Consider the following 17,515-nt stretch of genomic DNA (forward strand, 5'->3'; position numbering starts at 1 on the left):
ATTACTTGATTAAAAAGATTGGTAAATTTTCACTATGATTCTCGTACAATTTCTCTTCATCTTTGAGAATTGGTAATGCATGGAAAGTTGGTTGATATTCTACAAAAGCTTCATCTTGGAACTTATATAGTTTTTTATTTTCAGGATTAACAACAACAAGATGTATCCATTCGTTTTTAAACCATTCGTAAGTTTGCTCTTTTGAGAGAATTGTTTTCATTACTACGTCAGGAAAATGTTCTACAATTATCATCAACCTGAGTGGATCGTGTAGTTCTATCATTTGACTAGGTAATCCTGTTCTTAAATCACCGTTTATTCCATTTGCAACACCAATCAATCCCATTACATTGTGTGGTAATTTTGTGCCAGCACCTAGTTTGTAATTATCTACTCTAGAAAAATAATATTCTAAATTGATGCCACCACAAACTGGCGCAGCTGCGTTTAAAATTCCAAACAAATATTTTCCTTCTGGATCAAGTCTATAATCGTATGAATTCATGAATGCTCTTCTATCTAAAAATAAATTTTTAGTAAGCTGTCTTCTGCCAACAATACAAAGTGTATTGGTTGCGTGATTCAGTTCTGGTCTTGGCTCAAATAAAGATACAGAACGTTTTTTTACATTATTGTATACTTTATCCAATGGCAAATGTGAATGAGTTGTATCAAATCTTCTAGATCTTTCTTTTGCATTGTGTTTTAATGCTTCATGAAATGTTGCTTTATTACTTTCATGTAATTTGACATTATTTTCATTAAGATTTTGAACATCATAGAATGCAATTTCATCTCTTGTAGTATCATGCAAGGCAGCAACAAATTGAGTAGTATCTGGAATTTGCAAGCCTTTTTCTTTTAATATTGCTCTTACTTTTGGATGGTTTGCCATATATGCAATTACCTTTGAATTTACTGAGCCTGGTCTTCCTGAACATGCACCACAATCGTAGCCAGCATAGTGTGTATTGTTTATACTTGTAGCACCATGACCAACAAAATAAACGATGTCAGCAAAATTTTCAATCAAACCAATACTTCTAAATAGATTTTCTACACGAGTAGCCATTTCTTCTACTTTAAAGCCAAGTTGTCTTCCATCTTCTTTAGCATATTCTTCTTTATTTTCAATAATTAGTTCAGCATCTATGTCAATATGTTTGAATGATGATGTCGTTGCTGGTGTCATTCTTGGACTAAAAATATTTATAGCTAAATTGAGTGCTGATGAAAATCCTAAGCTTTGAGAAATTAGCCATCCTTTCAGTAATGTGTGCGAATTTTTGTTGTAGTGTAAGTCTTTTTTTACCTTTTTACCATTTCCAACTTCTTTTATAATATACTCTGGATTGAGTGGTGCTGGACATAGTTTCGTATAAAATTTTCCATTAATTGGTTGATAATAAAACTCTACTCCAAAAAAACCAGGTGATGCAAATGTTTGTGCATTTTTATCAAGTTTTTCAATGTGTCTTCTAAAAGAACACTCTCTATCATCTATACAAAAAATTGCTTGAAATGAAGTTTTTTCGTGTTGTGTTTCTTGCTCAATTGAAGTCATACAAAAGTGAATGCCATTTAAAACTTCATCATAATAACTCCATTCAAAAGCTTCTTGCCAAATAGAAATTAATTCAAAATCTTCACTATAATTTACCTTATCAAAAAGTGGTGTTGGATTTTCTTGTATTACATCGCCTAATGGCTTCCAATTTTCTGGCAATAAACTATCTAATGTGTCTATTTCAAATAACAACTCAAGGATAATAAATTCACGCAAAGAAATGATTTTATCATCAAATAAAGTGTGTGGATTATCTTCTATGTATGCTACCATGCCAGACCAACCTGGATGTACAAATTGCTGGTCAAATATGTATTGCTCATACAATGATTCTTTGCCTACCAAAATTTTCAACAAATCATTAATTGAAATATCTTTTTCGTTTAATAAGCTTTTGGCTCTTTTGTTTTTAAAGAAAGATAAGAAATTATTATTTTCAATTGCACGCACTGAATTTAGCAATCCTTCTTTATGTGTTGGAAAATTGTACAATGCAACGCCTTGGTCTAAATAATTACTAATTATTCTAATTATGTTTGCTTGAACTGTTTTATCAATTTTCACATTATAATAAGCTCTCCATTTTGCTCTTAATTGACCAATTCTTCCATTATAATTGATTAAAGAATCTTGGTCTAATAATTTTGACTTCCATTCTGATAAATGCTCTATGCCTTTTCTTTGAATAATTACACTCTCTAAAGCATGCTCTTTTATTTTACTTTGTGCGTATAGATTTCTATACTCAGATATAGACAATGTTGTTTTATAACCAAATATCTCAGATGCAGTTTGCAAAGCTGTAAAAAACTTATCTTGCTGAAATGCATGCAAAGTATTGTGGTGAATAAAATCTTTAAGTGGTGCCTGTGAAGGCAAATAATGTTTTAGATGTTCAAGCACATGATGTTCATCAAATACATGGTGATTGTTACCCATAAAAAATATATAAAGTGAAAAAATTATACTTAAATGATATTAAGTATATGATATCCTAAACAATTAGAGTAATTATACTATTGGATATGCTTTTATCTGTCGATAGAGTACGTAGAGTGGTACTTTGTGACAGTTTTTATTTTTCCAGATTGGATGATAAGAAAATACATCAACAACTAAATTGTTTATTTCAATTTTAGGTGTATGTATTGAATTTGTAAAAAACTGTGTTCTTTCAAATTCTATTTCATCGTAGTAAAAAGTATTTTCTTTTGGTTCTGCATTTTTATCAAAAATATAATTCTTCTTTTCTAATGTAGAAATGTAAGATTCAATTTTTGATTTAGTAAAATTAGGTGCAGAGAAACCATAAGCTTTTAGAATAATAATACAAACAAACAGAACGCTAGGAAAAGCGAAAAATTTGCTCATATTTATTTTATAACTATTCATAAAGCATTAAAATCTGTACAAATATAATTCCTTTCAATATTCGCGTAAATTACATTTATGTTATGAAAAGTTAAACACAATAAATTTAATAGTTGCACATTTTTTTGTATATTTGTTGTCCATAACACTTAAATTAAGTTATGGCAAAGTTTATCTTCGTTACTGGTGGCGTTACATCATCTTTAGGAAAAGGAATATTAGCAGCATCATTAGCTAAACTACTACAATCTCAAGGACTAAAAGTTACAATTCAAAAATTTGATCCATATATTAATATTGATCCAGGCACAATGAATCCATATGAACATGGCGAATGCTATGTAACTGAAGATGGTGCTGAAACAGACTTAGATTTAGGTCATTATGAACGTTTTTTGGGCGTGCCAACATCGCAAGCAAATAACGTAACTACAGGAAAAATTTATTTGGAAGTCATCAACAGAGAAAGACGTGGTGATTACTTAGGCAAAACTGTGCAAGTAATTCCTCACATTACTGATGAAATAAAAAGAAGAATGTTATTGCTTGGCAATAGCAACGAGTATGATATTATTATTACTGAAATTGGTGGCACTGTTGGTGATATCGAATCATTGCCATTTGTAGAAAGTATTAGACAACTAAAATGGCAACTACCAAAGCAAGATTATTTGGTATTGCATCTTACTCTTGTACCTTATTTGGCATCAGCAAAAGAATTAAAAACAAAACCTACACAACATTCTGTAAAAGAAATGCAGTCTTATGGTGTGCAACCAAACATTATAATTTGTAGGACAGAACATGAATTAGGCTTAGAAAGAAAACATAAAATTGCAGAATTTTGCAATGTAGAACCTGAATGTGTGATTGAAGCTTTAGATGCTGACAGTATATATGATGTGCCAATTTTACTTAAAAATGAAAAGCTTGATGAAACTGTTCTAAAGAAATTGGGTTATGATAATTTGCCAGAAGCTGATTTGAGTGATTGGAAATTGTTTTTGCAAAGACATAAACAACCTAGCAAAGAAATAAATATTGTAGTTGTAGGAAAATATATAGAATTGAAAGATGCTTATATTTCAATTTATGAATCATTTATTCATGCTGGTGCTTTTCACAATTGCAAAGTGAACATCATTAAATTGCATGCTGAAGAAATCAACGAAGAAAATATTGACAAAATATTAAAAAATATAAATGGAATATTTGTTGCACCTGGTTTTGGACAACGTGGTGTGAATGGTAAAATATTAGTTATTAAATATGCAAGAGAACATAATATTCCATTTTTTGGTGTGTGCTTAGGTATGCAAATGGCAGTCATTGAATTTGCAAAAAATGTATTAAACATAAGTGATGCAAACTCAAGAGAAATGGATGCGAATACGCCAAATGCCGTAATAGACATTATGCATGAGCAAAAGAACATAGAAAATAAAGGTGGAACAATGAGATTGGGTGCATACAATTGCACACTAAAAGAAGGCACATTGGCATATAAAATTTATAATACAAAAGAAATATCTGAAAGACATAGACATAGATATGAGTTTAACAACCAATATCTAGAACAATATGAAAATGCTGGAATGATTGCAAGTGGCAAAAACGAAGCAAATAATTTGGTAGAAATTATTGAGCTAAAAAACCATCCATTTTTTGTTGGCGTGCAGTTTCATCCAGAGTATAAAAGTACAATCTTAAATCCACATCCATTATTTTGTGCTTTTGTAGAAGCTGCTTTAAAACACTAGTTAATCTAAACTGATGATTAAAAATTGTTGATTAAATACATCAAAGTTTTTTATAAGATTGTCAATAAAACTTTGACCATATTTTGCATAGTATACTGAAAAATTTTCTTCTCTTTCTTGTAGATTTTGATTGGGAAATATCTGTTGATATACCTTTTCAATTTGATTGAGGCTATTTTCGTTTTTTTGCTTTAATGATTTTAAAACTTTAGCTTCTATGGTTTCTAAAGATTTTTCTAATTTATTTTGTTCTGCACCTAAAAATCCAACTAAGCTTGAGTCTATGCCATCAATTTTTGATTGAATAGATTTGAATTGTGCAAGCATATTTTCTTTTTCTTCTGCAATATCAAATTGATTAAATCCATCAATATATTTTCTTTTGATGACATCTACATCAGCAAAAAAATCAATAATATTGAGATTCAATTTCTCTATTCTTTTATTGATGTTTTCTGTTAGCAACAAAGCAGAATTTCTAAGTAATAATATTGGGAAATTAATTTTATAAAACTCAAAAGTTGTTTTAAGTTGCAACCAATATGCAATTTCGCCAGCACCACCAATGTATGCAATGGATGGCAATATTTTTTGTTGAAATAATGGTCGTAAAATTACATTTGGCGAAAATCTTTCAGGATGTGTGTTGAGTTCCGTTTGTATTTGTTCTTCAGTAAAAGTAATTGTTGTATTCAACACTTGATATGTATTTTTATCAGCATCAAAAACAATACGTTCACGTAAATTATCTTTTAAATAAAACAAATTTATTTCTCGTACTGTTGCCTGAGATTTATAATTATGTTCTGTTAATGCTTTATTCGTTTGTTCTACCAAACGAAATGCATTATGATTTTTTAAATCATCTAACATAATATTTGAAAACTGTTTTTTGAAAACAGAATCATTACCATCAACGACAACTAAACCATAATTTCCAAATAATTTATTCACTAAAAATCTTGTGGCTTTAGTAAGATTTTCTTGTGCGTATGCATCTTTAAATAGTTGTATAATTTCTGATGTATAAGTTTGTTCGCCTAAAATATTTTTTATCTCATCGATTAATAATAAGATATTTTCTGTAGAAAAAATTCCAGTAGCACCACTTTGTGCATCATTCCATTCTATTTTTTTGTTAAACAAATTAATATGATTAATTTCTGCAAAATCATGGTCTTCACTGCCCATCCAATAAATTGGAATAAAATTATAGTTTGAATATTGCTGCTTTAATTGATGACATGTAGCAATTGTTTGTGCTATTTTATATATATAATACAATGGTCCAGTAAAAACATTTAACTGATGCGCTGTAACAATACAAAAAGAATTATCTAACTTAAGTAATTCAATATTTTCATCAACCAATACTACTTTATCTGATATATGTTGATACTGATGCTGTATTGCACTAGCCAACAATTCTCTATCAATATTTTCATTTTTTTTATGCTCAATGCACAATTCTATATCGAAAGAAGTGTTGTTATAATTGTAAAATGATTTTGTATTTTCTTTATTTTCGATAAAATCAATTACCAATGCACTAAATAAATTAGTATTACTAAAATATATATTATCTACTTTCAATTATCTTAATTTATAAGTTCAGCGTATAAGTCAAAGTCTGTGCAATCTACAATTTTGGCTTGTACAAAATCGCCAACTCTACAATAGAATTTTTGTGCATCAATCAACACTTCGTTATCTACATCAGGCGAATCGTACTCTGTTCTTCCAACAAAATAGCCACTCTCCTTTCTATCTATCATTACTTTAAAAGTTTGCCCAACTTTCTCTTCATTTTTTTGGTATGATATCTCTTGTTGAATTTGCATTAACATAGATGCTCTTTCTTCTTTGGTATCTGTATCAATTATATCTTCCATCAAATAAGCAGAAGTATCATCTTCGTGCGAATATTGGAACACACCCAATCTATCAAACTTCATTTCTTTCACAAAGTTGCATAAGTCATCAAATGCTTCCTCAGTTTCATTCGGAAAACCAACCAACATTGTTGTTCTAATTGCAATATCTGGATTTATTTCTCTTATTTTTTGAATTAATTCTCTTGTCTCAGCTTGCGTTATCTGTCTTTTCATTACATTCAACACATCATCATTTGCATGTTGCAATGGAATATCAAGATAATTACAAACTTTATCACAATTTTTTATGGCATCAATTACATCCAAAGGAAATTTTGATGGATAAGCATAGTGCAATCTAATCCACTCAATTCCATCAACCTCATTGAGTTGATACAACAAATCAGACAAAGCTCTTTTTTTGTAAATATCTAAACCATAATAGGTTAATTCTTGAGCAATCAAAATAATTTCTTTCACACCTTTTGATGCTAAATTTTTTGCCTCAGTGATGATATCTTCTATTGTTTTAGATTGATGTTCGCCACGCATTAATGGAATGGCGCAAAAAGAACAAGTTCTATTGCAACCTTCAGATATTTTTAGATAAGCATAATGCTTTGGTGTTGTCAAAAATCGTTCTCCAATCAATTCTTGTTTATAATCTGCTTTAAATTTTTTGAGCAAAGCAGGCAATTCACTTGTTCCAAAAAATGCATCAACAGCAGGAATTTCTTTTTCTAAATCATCTTTATATCTTTGAGACAAACAGCCAGTTACATACAATTTATCAATTTTTCCATCATCTTTTGCACTTGCATATTCTAATATGGTGTTAATCGATTCTTCTTTTGCTCTATCGATAAATCCGCAAGTATTGATGACTACAATATTTGCATTGTTTTTTTCCGACTGATGCTCAACATCAACAGGATTATGTTTTAACTGTGAAACCAACACTTCTGAATCAACCAAATTCTTTGAGCAACCAAGTGTTATCACATTAACTTTATCTTTCTTAATACTTTTTGTTTTCATTTTGTAGGCAAAGGTAAGACAAATAAAAATTTCAGAACTAAAAAATGTTAAATCAATTTATTAAATATGGCATCAAACTTGTATATATTAAAAAAAAAATGCAAATTTGAATTATTAAACTACTATAATGAAAAAACTATTATTTGTTGCCGTACTTTCAATGATAAGTACACTGATTTTTGCACAAAAAGTTGTATTGTGCGAAGACTATGATAAAACTACTGGTGTGCCAAGTGGTGTTTATGCTTCTTGGAATGTAAAATCTAGTGGCTCATATATTTATACAATATATACCCAAAGTAAACCAATTACCAAAACACTTTCTGTTTATATAGACAAAAAAAGCAGTTCTGGTTCTTATGTGGCTTACGAAACACATTTTATAGAAGAATCTGAATCTAAAGGAAGAAAATGGGCAATGATAGATTTGAAATTTTCTGAAGCTGGAGATTACAAAATTTCTATTTCAGATGGTGCTGGCAACGAATTGGCAAGTACGTATGCAGTAATATCATATATAGATGATGAAGATGAAGATAACGATGACGATGAAATAGATACTTATTATTATGAAAACTCTGAAATTTCAATTGCAGAAGACATTAATAAATCAACATATGAAATTATCAATAAAACTGACGAAGCATATCTATCAAGTATTAGAGGCAAAGAATTTTATATTATAGTTGAAAACGACAAAGTATTTAAAACAAATTTATTTTATGTTGGAATATATTTAGGTGATGATTTGTTAGAAACTTTGGAAATAGATGTTGAAGAAGGTTGGGATATTGCATGGACAAATTATTCCTTTACAAAGAAAGGAAACTATACAATAGATGTTTATAATGCTGATGATATTTATGTAAATACAACAGAATTTGTAGTAAAATAATTATTTTAGATTATGATAGCAAAAGCCATTCTACTTTTTTAGAATGGCTTTTTAGTTTATAATGATATACAGCACTAAAATGCTAATTTTTTTTACACAACTGCATGGTTGAGCTAATATATGACCTATTGTGTACAAGAGAGACAGGTGATAACACCTGTCTGAGGCTGAGTCACTTGCTTGAGTTAATCACTATCTTGAACTCTTTTTGAAATAACGACACTATCTTTATTAAATTCTATTATATAATATAATGTTTGCCAGTCATTTTCATATAAAATCTCAAACTTAGACGAATCACCTTCTTTGTAAAATGGATTTTCGATTATATATGGTGTAGTACCTAATAAATGTATTACTTCATTATATTTCAAATCTTTTTTAATAGATTCAAACTTATTTTCTGTAAAATTTATAGACTTATTTCCCTTATATTTAAAACATAAATAACAACTTTCAGATACTTTACATCCTGATTTTACAAAAGCATAGACAACTATAATTAGCACTAGTGCTGATATTATCATACTTACTATTATTATAAATTTATATACTAATTTTTTCATGCTATTTGATTTTAAGATTTACACATATTGATGATTCTTGCATACCCAAGCTCTCGCAAGTTTAGCAAAGCAAAGCCATAGCGTAGCTGCGTAACTTGTGAGTGCATGGCATATAAATTTAAACCTTTTTCTACCTGACAATATTTTAAACTTTCTACTATAATATCTCTATATATTACTCTTGTAAAAACATCTATCCAACCAACTACTGCAAAAGTGTATTTCCATATCTTATTCATTATACTATTGATACGCCAAATCGTTTTGTTCTCATTGAAGCCGTGATTTGTGCTTACCAAAACCCTGATGATGCTTACCTAAAAAAATAAAACAAATTATTTAATTGCTGCCGAATCTATCGGCTCACTTGTTTTTATCCTATAAATACTATCTATTGGCTCAAGCGTAACATAACTAATAACTGATTTATTTTTTTGTTCATAGTTTCTGCCTGATATTAAAAATTCCTGCTTATTCCTAAGCATTATAAAGTACGGAGAAACACGAAGATTATTTGATGTATTTAATGATTTTATAAATTTTACTTTTCCGTGTTTGTACAATGCATAGACAATATAATAATGTTTATCTGTTAAGGCAAATAAAGTATTAATATTAACAAAAATACTATTGTAGTATTTTCTGTATGCTTCATATAATTCTGGCTTATTATCTTTTACTTGTACTAACAAAGGATATTCTCCGAAATAATAAATACTATCATACTCACCTAAATTAATTGTATATGCAAATTTATATGGATCTGACATTATACCAGATAAATCAACAATACTATCATAAACTATAATTGAATCCCTTTTATATGATGTTTCATACTTCTTAGTTTGTGAGAATAATTCTTCATAAAACTTTAATTCTGTTACTGAAAACAAATAGTAAATAAATAAAAGTGCTATCAAAACAAATATAATCATAGAAAAAATTAATTTCTTCATGTTATTATGGTTTTAGGGATTCTAAAATTTGAATTAAATTATTTGCTGTAGTTTGTGACAAGAAAGTAATAACGGGTTTGTTATTACTACCATTTACTGCATAACCAATAGTCTGCATTAGTTTAACAACCTCTATTGAATAGGAATAAGGATCAGCAAATGTCTTATTTAAAGCATTGATTGCTGGTATGTATTTATTAATAACTAGTGCATTATTTACTTTATCTGTATTTGAATCAAAGATATTTGGGTCTCCTAATTCATGTCTGTCCATATTTTTTTCCCGCCTTTGTTGGTTTTTAACCAACAAACCACTATCTGAATTGTATTGCATTTTATTCATCGCCTTGTTTTAAAAAATCCCAATCTTTTTCATTAGTTATATAAAACTTTGCACTACTATATTTATATTCTTCCTCAAATATACAAATTCCTGCCTTAACTGGATTATTGTGTATATAATTTAATTTTGTTCATATACTTTTTTTGTTCTTAAATCAATACTTAAAGAGTTACGTTGCCACACTTGGAATTTTCTATCTTTTAAATTTGCTTCTAATTGATTAATCATTTCGGAATGATTATCTTTTAAATATTTTAAAATTTGTTTTGCTGTATGATGTAAAAAATCGCGTTGAATATCTTGTCGTAGGTATCCTTTTTTTATTCGCCAAATAAGATGCGTGTGATTATCCATTAGCACAAAGGCATGAACTTCTATCTTATTTTGTTGTGTTAAATATCTTAGGCTTTCTATAATAATTTCTTTTGCCTGATTGCTTTTTATTAAGGCTAACCATTCATAACAAGTAATTGTTATAAACTCTGGAAATTTATCTTCGTAATTCAATATATATAAACTTCAAATTTAATAATTTTAATCTTTAATTTTATATATGTTCTGTGGTTTGTTGGTTAAAAACCAACAAAGGCGAGGTCATCATATAACTCTGGTTTTATATTTTTTACTTGAACTGGCAACGGATATTCTCCAAAATAAAAAATGCTGTCATATTTACCTGTATTCAGTGAATATTCAAAAGAATATCTATCTGAAACTATATGTGATAATATTACATTGCTGTCGCCTATATCAAAAGTATCAGATTGATGATGTAATGAATATTTTTCGGAAATTGAATAAATTTCATTATAAAACTCAATATTTTTAACTGAGTTTGAAAAAAGTATATATAATACATAGATGCTCCCGATCAGTAATATAATTACAATAGTTTTAATACTATTTTTCATAGGTTGGGGATTATTTATATTTTTCTAAAATATTTATTAAATAATTTACTGATTCTGGTGTTAAAATAAATTTATCTATATTATCGCCAACAATTTTATAAGTTGGTGACGCATGCCTACACACTTTGCCACGCTAAGCTAAACACCAACACGGGCGAGGTATCACAAGTTACGCTTCGCTAAACTTGCGAGAGCATTGGGAGTATTACTTTTTATCTTTCAAAAATAGAAAAAATACAATAAAATAAAAATTAATATTATATAATTTATAAATGACAAGTATAATCCTTTAACTATTTCAATATCTTTGTTCTTAAAATAGTTAGTAAGATAAATAGTTACCCCTATAGAAGTAAAAATAATCACAACGCTAATATATTCCATAAACCTAATAGAAAAAGCAAGAGAATGAAATGAGGTTTCAAATCTTTTATACCCAAAACCATAAAAGGATATGAAAAAGCTTGATAATAATGCTACAAATAGCAAAAAACCATGTCCGAAAAATACTGCATATTTTTTCATATATTAGAATTTAAAACTTTTATTAAAATCCTTATAAATACTCCAACTATTACCAGATATATAGATGTTAAAATCTACCAAATCCTGTCCAAAATAAATCTTGTTACCAGGACTATAAATATTAAGAATATTTCCAATTGGTTTAACATAAATAATTGAATTATCTGCAAAAACGAGATCTTTAACTTTTACTGCTTTGTTCCCAATCATATTTAAGTCAATTTGTATTCCTCCATTAACACGTAAAACTTGGGTAATACCAAGAACTGCAGCTTTAGGTAACATTGGGAATATAACCCCGCCTTTGTTGGTTTTTAACCAACAAACCACTATCTGAATTGTATTGCATTTTATTCATCGCCTTGTTCTAAAAAATCCCAATCTTTTTCATTAGTTATATAAAACTTTGCACTACTATATTTATATTCTTCCTCAAATATACAAATTCCTGCCTTAACTGGATTATTGTGTATATAATTTAATTTTTGTTCATATACTTTTTTTGTTCTTAAATCAATACTTAAAGAGTTACGTTGCCACACTTGGAATTTTCTGTCCTTTAGATTTACTTCTAATTGATTAATCATTTCGGAATGATTATCTTTTAAATATTTTAAAATTTGTTTTGCTGTATGATGTAAAAAATCGCGTTGAATATTTTGTCGTAGGTATCCTTTTTTTATTCGCCAAATAAGATGTACGTGATTATCCATTAGCACAAAGGCATGAACTTCTATCTTATTTTGTTGTGTTAAATATCTTAGGCTTTCTATAATAATTTCTTTTGCCTGATTGCTTTTATTAAGGCTAACCATTCATAACAAGTAATTGTTATAAACTCTGGAAATTTATCTTCGTAATTCAATATATATAAACTTCAAATTTAATTATTATATTCTTTAATTTTACTCGTTATGTAAGTTCTGTAGTTTGTTGGTTAAAAACCAACAAAGGCGAGGATTCGCCAAGTAAGATGCATGTGATTATCCATTAGCACAAAGGCATGAACTTCTATCTTATTTTGTTGTGTTAAATATCTTAGGCTTTCTATAATAATTTCTTTTGCCTGATTGCTTTTTATTAAGGCTAACCATTCATAACAAGTAATTGTTATAAACTCTGGAAATTTATCTTCGTAATTCAATATATATAAACTTCAAATTTAATTATTATATTCTTTAATTTTACTCGTTATGTAAGTTCTGTAGTTTGTTGGTTAAAAACCAACAAAGGCGAGGGTATCCTTTTTTTATTCGCCAAATAAGATACATGTGATTATCCATTAGCACAAAGGCATGAACTTCTATCTTATTTTGTTGTGTTAAATATCTTAGGCTTTCTATAATAATTTCTTTTGCCTGATTGCTTTTTATTAAGGCTAACCATTCATAACAAGTAATTGTTATAAACTCTGGAAATTTATCTTCGTAATTCAATATATATAAACTTCAAATTTAATTATTATATTCTTTAATTTTACTCGTTATGTAAGTTCTGTAGTTTGTTGGTTAAAAACCAACAAAGGCGAGGGAAAATAATACCATCTTTGTTATCGCTATCGTTTTTGCTGGTAAAGATTTTATCGACTTTAAAAATAGATAAAACTTTACAAAACCTATATAATTGTTTTGTGTAGTTTTATCTTAATCTTTAATTTATTATCACATCTCGTTTTACTGCTATATGGTTGGTATTCTATCTGTCCTTTGGTATTATACCATTCATTATCTGTCAATATTGTATCAACTTCTCCTTTGTATAATTTAAACGATATATCATTTTGGTATTTATGGTAATCCATACTATAATTATCTAAATTTATAATTACAGAATCAGAAAAAACATTCCCTTTAATTCTTATGTCTATTGAATAGACTCTTTCTGAATTTGGATCAAAATAAAACTCTTTCTTATTGCAATTTTTATCTTCAATCTTAAAACAAAATCGCCCATTATAAAAGAATAAAAAATAATATATTAAAACTAATATTACAAGCATGTAAATGATAGATTTTACTTTCATAAATTATTATTTATTAGTTGGAATTAATTGAGTACCTGTTGAATCAAAATACCATAATAGACCATTATTAAATGCATTTCGAACAGCTTCAATAATAGTATTATAATGTATTCCCCGCCTTTGTTGGTTTTTAACCAACAAACCACTATCTGAATTGTATTGCATTTTATTCATCGCCTTGTTCTAAAAAATCCCAATCTTTTTCATTAGTTATATAAAACTTTGCACTACTATATTTATATTCTTCCTCAAATATACAAATTCCTGCCTTAACTGGATTATTGTGTATATAATTTAATTTTTGTTCATATACTTTTTTGTTCTTAAATCAATACTTAAAGAGTTACGTTGCCACACTTGGAATTTTCTGTCCTTTAGATTTACTTCTAATTGATTAATCATTTCGGAATGATTATCTTTTAAATATTTTAAAATTTGTTTTGCTGTATGATGTAAAAAATCGCGTTGAATATTTTGTCGTAGGTATCCTTTTTTTATTCGCCAAATAAGATGCATGTGATTATCCATTAGCACAAAGGCATGAACTTCTATCTTATTTTGTTGTGTTAAATATCTTAGGCTTTCTATAATAATTTCTTTTGCCTGATTGCTTTTTATTAAGGCTAACCATTCATAACAAGTAATTGTTATAAACTCTGGAAATTTATCTTCGTAATTCAATATATATAAACTTCAAATTTAATTATTATATTCTTTAATTTTACTCGTTATGTAAGTTCTGTAGTTTGTTGGTTAAAAACCAACAAAGGCGAGGTTAAAAACCAACAAAGGCGAGGAAATACAAATAATTATTATATACAAATATACATTTTTTTATTTAATTTAATATTGTGATTAAAACGTGTTGGTGACGCATGCCTACACGCTTTGCCACGCTAAGCTAAACACCAACACGGGCGAGGGCAAAATTGTTTTTTAAATAATCTTCTGGAAAACCAACAAATTCTATAGTTCTGTAGTTTGTTGGTTAAAAACCAACAAAGGCGAGGAAAACCAATAAAGGCGAGGAGCCTTATAAATTAATAATTTATATACAAAAAAACTTATACGATTACTAATATTAGTCAAGAATCCAAGCTATAGTATCTCCAAAGTATATCTGCATAATAATTCTAATAGTAATACAAATTAGAAAAAGTAATACAACCTTTTTGCTATAAATTAATTTGATTTTTTGCTTAGAAATAACTGATTTAATAAATAAAATTACATTAGTGTCCGATAAAACTACGGAATATTTTTTTGATATTGATAATCAATATAAATGTGTGATAAAATTACAATAAAACAAAAGCAGGTTATCCTGAAAATAATTGTATTTGATTTTGTGTAGCAACGATGTAGTGTTTTTGTGGATTTTTGAGGAATGATTTTAGATTAATATAGTTAAATAAATGTGTTCTGATTAGTGAACAAAGATTTGCAAATGCCCATTTTCGTTTTTCTACTTTTCTTTGAATAACGGTGATAAGTAGATTGTAAATAAGCGTACACCAAATCTGTATAATAATTGCATTTTCATTATCACCTAAAAAATAATTAAGTGGAAAATTTTGTTTGAGTTGTTTGTGCAATAACTCAATTTGCCATCGTTGCTTGTATATTGTAGCAATTTGTTCTGGTTTTAAATCGTAGATATTGGTAATAAATTCGTAGCATTTGTTATGCTGTTCGCTCCAATAGGCAATTCTACGAAGTGGCAATTGTCTTGTTATTGTGCCATTTTCTCTAATGTCTAATTCTATTTGCTCATCTTTCAAAATAGCATCATCTTTGCAGTTATCCAAACTAAATTCTTCTTTAGAACTAAACTTTGCATTGTCTTTAATACGGGTTACAAATGGTATTTGTGTTTGATTAAATCTCTCAAAGAGTAGATAATCAACATAACCTCTGTCAAAGCAATAGATGGTGTTGGAGTCAAAAGAAATATGCTGGATAAAGTTACTATCATGAACAGTAGCATCTGTAAATTTTACTAAAGTAGGCAAATTATAATCTGCTCTAATTTGCAGATGCACTTTAATACCACCTTTATTTTTGCCATTTATCGGTTTACGCCCAACACATTTTAAGATGTCTTTAAACAAGAAAATAGTAGTAGAATCGATAATGGACAGCTCTTTACCATAACTTTCTCTAAATCGGCTGTCCGATAAAGTTGATTTATAAAAAGCCAACAAGTCATAATAGATTTGTTCAAACACAACAGCATTTCTACGTTTGTTAGCATCACCAAGCGTACTCTTTTTAGGTGGTTGTTTGAGTTTAATATGTTTGAGTTTGCCTTCTAAACCTAATAAATTAGTACAAACCTCACGAAGCGAAGTACTGTTGGAGCCAACACAAAACAACATCGTTACTAAATGTTCTAGTGTTGTAAATCGTTTGATATATCTATCACTGTTATGCTTGTTAACAGCTGTATCAATAATAGAATTAGGAATTAAAGAAATCAGCTGTCCGAGAACCGAATTACCAAAATTATGCGTACTTTTATTCATATAGTAAGTTGTGCAAAAACAAACTATATATTTTGAGCCATAATCCCAAAATTATGGCTCTCTTTTTTTATCTTTATCGGACACTAATGATAAAATTATAACTCTTATAACAGCATAAATAAAGCTAAAAAGAACTACAAAGAAAAAAATACTACTAATTGAACTTAAATTAAAAAACAGTAAACCATTTGGTTCTTCATTTATTGCTTACTTAGGTAAATACCCAAAATGAATATAACTTAATAAGAAAATTAACAAGTCAATCAAAACGCTCACTATAAAAATATATAGGTATATATTAATTTTAAATTTTAGAGTTTCCATATTCACCTATTTTCTACTTTTTTGAAATAACAGCTTCCAATTAATCCCTAAATCTTCCCAACTATTATAATAACCCCCGCCTTTGTTGGTTTTTAACCAACAAACCACTATCTGAATTGTATTGCATTTTATTCATCGCCTTGTTTTAAAAAATCCCAATCTTTTTCATTAGTTATATAAAACTTTGCACTACTATATTTATATTCTTCCTCAAATATACAAATTCCTGCCTTAACTGGATTATTGTGTATATAATTTAATTTTTGTTCATATACTTTTTTTGTTCTTAAATCAATACTTAAAGAGTTACGTTGCCACACTTGGAATTTTCTATCTTTTAAATTTGCTTCTAATTGATTAATCATTTCGGAATGATTATCTTTTAAATATTTTAAAATTTGTTTTGCTGTATGATGTAAAAAATCGCGTTGAATATCTTGTCGTAGGTATCCTTTTTTTATTCGCCAAATAAGATGCATGTGATTATCCATTAGCACAAAGGCATGAACTTCTATCTTATTTTGTTGTGTTAAATATCTTAGGCTTTCTATAATAATTTCTTTTGCCTGATTGCTTTTTATTAAGGCTAACCATTCATAACAAGTAATTGTTATAAACTCTGGAAATTTATCTTCGTAATTCAATATATATAAACTTCAAATTTAATAATTTTAATCTTTAATTTTATATATGTTCTGTGGTTTGTTGGTTAAAAACCAACAAAGGCGAGGGTTAATAATATATTTAATTGATTTTCCATGTATTCTATTCTATTGGTTATAATTTTATGCTATAAATATTTGATTAAGAAATATGCTTTAAACATTGCTACACATA

21 protein-coding genes are annotated in these 17,515 nt (G+C 28.1%); 2 read left to right on the plus strand and 19 right to left on the minus strand.

Annotation, left to right across the window (positions count from 1 at the left end; genetic code table 11):
• Position 1: 1 nt before the first annotated feature.
• The gene (locus tag IPK18_01315) at positions 2-2,506 is read right to left on the minus strand and encodes a DUF2309 domain-containing protein (GenBank protein ID QQR98206.1); all 2,505 of its coding nucleotides are present in this window, start codon (positions 2,504-2,506) and stop codon (positions 2-4) included.
• A 72-nt stretch (positions 2,507-2,578) separates the two neighbouring features.
• The gene (locus tag IPK18_01320; protein ID QQR98207.1) at positions 2,579-2,938 is read right to left on the minus strand and encodes a hypothetical protein; all 360 of its coding nucleotides are present in this window, start codon (positions 2,936-2,938) and stop codon (positions 2,579-2,581) included.
• A 161-nt stretch (positions 2,939-3,099) separates the two neighbouring features.
• On the opposite strand from IPK18_01320, the gene IPK18_01325 reads away from it, so the two are divergent.
• The gene (locus IPK18_01325) at positions 3,100-4,698 is read left to right on the plus strand and encodes a CTP synthase (protein QQR98208.1); all 1,599 of its coding nucleotides are present in this window, start codon (positions 3,100-3,102) and stop codon (positions 4,696-4,698) included.
• Here IPK18_01325 and bshC read toward each other — a convergent pair whose 3' ends face one another.
• A complete protein-coding gene (gene bshC, locus IPK18_01330; GenBank protein ID QQR98209.1) occupies positions 4,699-6,291 on the minus strand; it encodes a bacillithiol biosynthesis cysteine-adding enzyme BshC in 1,593 nt (530 codons plus the stop codon).
• Between the two features lie 5 nt (positions 6,292-6,296).
• Positions 6,297-7,610 (minus strand): 30S ribosomal protein S12 methylthiotransferase RimO, encoded by a 1,314-nt coding sequence (rimO, locus tag IPK18_01335; GenBank protein ID QQR98210.1) that lies wholly within the window; start codon positions 7,608-7,610, stop codon positions 6,297-6,299.
• Between the two features lie 127 nt (positions 7,611-7,737).
• Here rimO and IPK18_01340 point away from each other — a divergent pair, with 127 nt between their 5' ends.
• Positions 7,738-8,505: a hypothetical protein gene (locus IPK18_01340; GenBank protein ID QQR98211.1), complete on the plus strand. Its 768-nt coding sequence runs from the start codon at positions 7,738-7,740 to the stop codon at positions 8,503-8,505.
• 185 nt (positions 8,506-8,690) lie between these two features.
• Here IPK18_01340 and IPK18_01345 read toward each other — a convergent pair whose 3' ends face one another.
• The 15 genes from IPK18_01345 to IPK18_01415 all read right to left on the minus strand — a co-directional run bounded on the left by IPK18_01345 (position 8,691) and on the right by IPK18_01415 (position 17,322).
• Complete coding sequence (locus IPK18_01345) at positions 8,691-9,071, minus strand: hypothetical protein (GenBank protein ID QQR98212.1); 381 nt, start codon at positions 9,069-9,071, stop codon at positions 8,691-8,693.
• 11 nt (positions 9,072-9,082) lie between these two features.
• A complete protein-coding gene (locus IPK18_01350) occupies positions 9,083-9,310 on the minus strand; it encodes a hypothetical protein (protein QQR98213.1) in 228 nt (75 codons plus the stop codon).
• 96 nt (positions 9,311-9,406) lie between these two features.
• Positions 9,407-10,027 (minus strand): hypothetical protein, encoded by a 621-nt coding sequence (locus IPK18_01355; protein QQR98214.1) that lies wholly within the window; start codon positions 10,025-10,027, stop codon positions 9,407-9,409.
• 4 nt (positions 10,028-10,031) lie between these two features.
• A complete protein-coding gene (locus IPK18_01360; GenBank protein ID QQR98215.1) occupies positions 10,032-10,361 on the minus strand; it encodes a hypothetical protein in 330 nt (109 codons plus the stop codon).
• Between the two features lie 129 nt (positions 10,362-10,490).
• A complete protein-coding gene (locus IPK18_01365; protein ID QQR98216.1) occupies positions 10,491-10,877 on the minus strand; it encodes a transposase in 387 nt (128 codons plus the stop codon).
• Between the two features lie 65 nt (positions 10,878-10,942).
• On the minus strand, positions 10,943-11,281 hold the full coding sequence (locus IPK18_01370) for a hypothetical protein (GenBank protein ID QQR98217.1): 339 nt from the start codon (positions 11,279-11,281) through the stop codon (positions 10,943-10,945).
• A gap of 528 nt (positions 11,282-11,809) precedes the next feature.
• Positions 11,810-12,136 carry a hypothetical protein gene (locus tag IPK18_01375; GenBank protein QQR98218.1) on the minus strand — a complete coding sequence of 109 codons (327 nt, stop codon included), beginning with the start codon at positions 12,134-12,136 and terminating at the stop codon, positions 11,810-11,812.
• 20 nt (positions 12,137-12,156) lie between these two features.
• On the minus strand, positions 12,157-12,621 hold the full coding sequence (locus IPK18_01380; GenBank protein QQR98219.1) for a transposase: 465 nt from the start codon (positions 12,619-12,621) through the stop codon (positions 12,157-12,159).
• A gap of 122 nt (positions 12,622-12,743) precedes the next feature.
• The gene (locus IPK18_01385; GenBank protein QQR98220.1) at positions 12,744-12,950 is read right to left on the minus strand and encodes a hypothetical protein; all 207 of its coding nucleotides are present in this window, start codon (positions 12,948-12,950) and stop codon (positions 12,744-12,746) included.
• Positions 12,951-12,990: 40 nt separating this feature from the next.
• Positions 12,991-13,242, minus strand: a complete 252-nt coding sequence (locus IPK18_01390) for a hypothetical protein (GenBank protein QQR98221.1) — start codon at positions 13,240-13,242, stop codon at positions 12,991-12,993.
• Positions 13,243-13,421: 179 nt separating this feature from the next.
• Positions 13,422-13,829 (minus strand): hypothetical protein, encoded by a 408-nt coding sequence (locus IPK18_01395; GenBank protein QQR98222.1) that lies wholly within the window; start codon positions 13,827-13,829, stop codon positions 13,422-13,424.
• A 6-nt stretch (positions 13,830-13,835) separates the two neighbouring features.
• Positions 13,836-13,994, minus strand: a complete 159-nt coding sequence (locus IPK18_01400; protein QQR98223.1) for a hypothetical protein — start codon at positions 13,992-13,994, stop codon at positions 13,836-13,838.
• 129 nt (positions 13,995-14,123) lie between these two features.
• A complete protein-coding gene (locus IPK18_01405) occupies positions 14,124-14,510 on the minus strand; it encodes a transposase (GenBank protein QQR98224.1) in 387 nt (128 codons plus the stop codon).
• Between the two features lie 638 nt (positions 14,511-15,148).
• Positions 15,149-16,354, minus strand: coding sequence for an IS4 family transposase (locus tag IPK18_01410; protein QQR98225.1), 1,206 nt, complete (start codon positions 16,352-16,354; stop codon positions 15,149-15,151).
• Between the two features lie 452 nt (positions 16,355-16,806).
• Positions 16,807-17,322 (minus strand): transposase, encoded by a 516-nt coding sequence (locus IPK18_01415; GenBank protein QQR98226.1) that lies wholly within the window; start codon positions 17,320-17,322, stop codon positions 16,807-16,809.
• Positions 17,323-17,515: the final 193 nt, after the last annotated feature.

It is taken from the genome of Sphingobacteriales bacterium (assembly GCA_016699615.1).
Taxonomy (GTDB): Bacteria; Bacteroidota; Bacteroidia; order Chitinophagales; family JADIYW01; genus JADJSS01.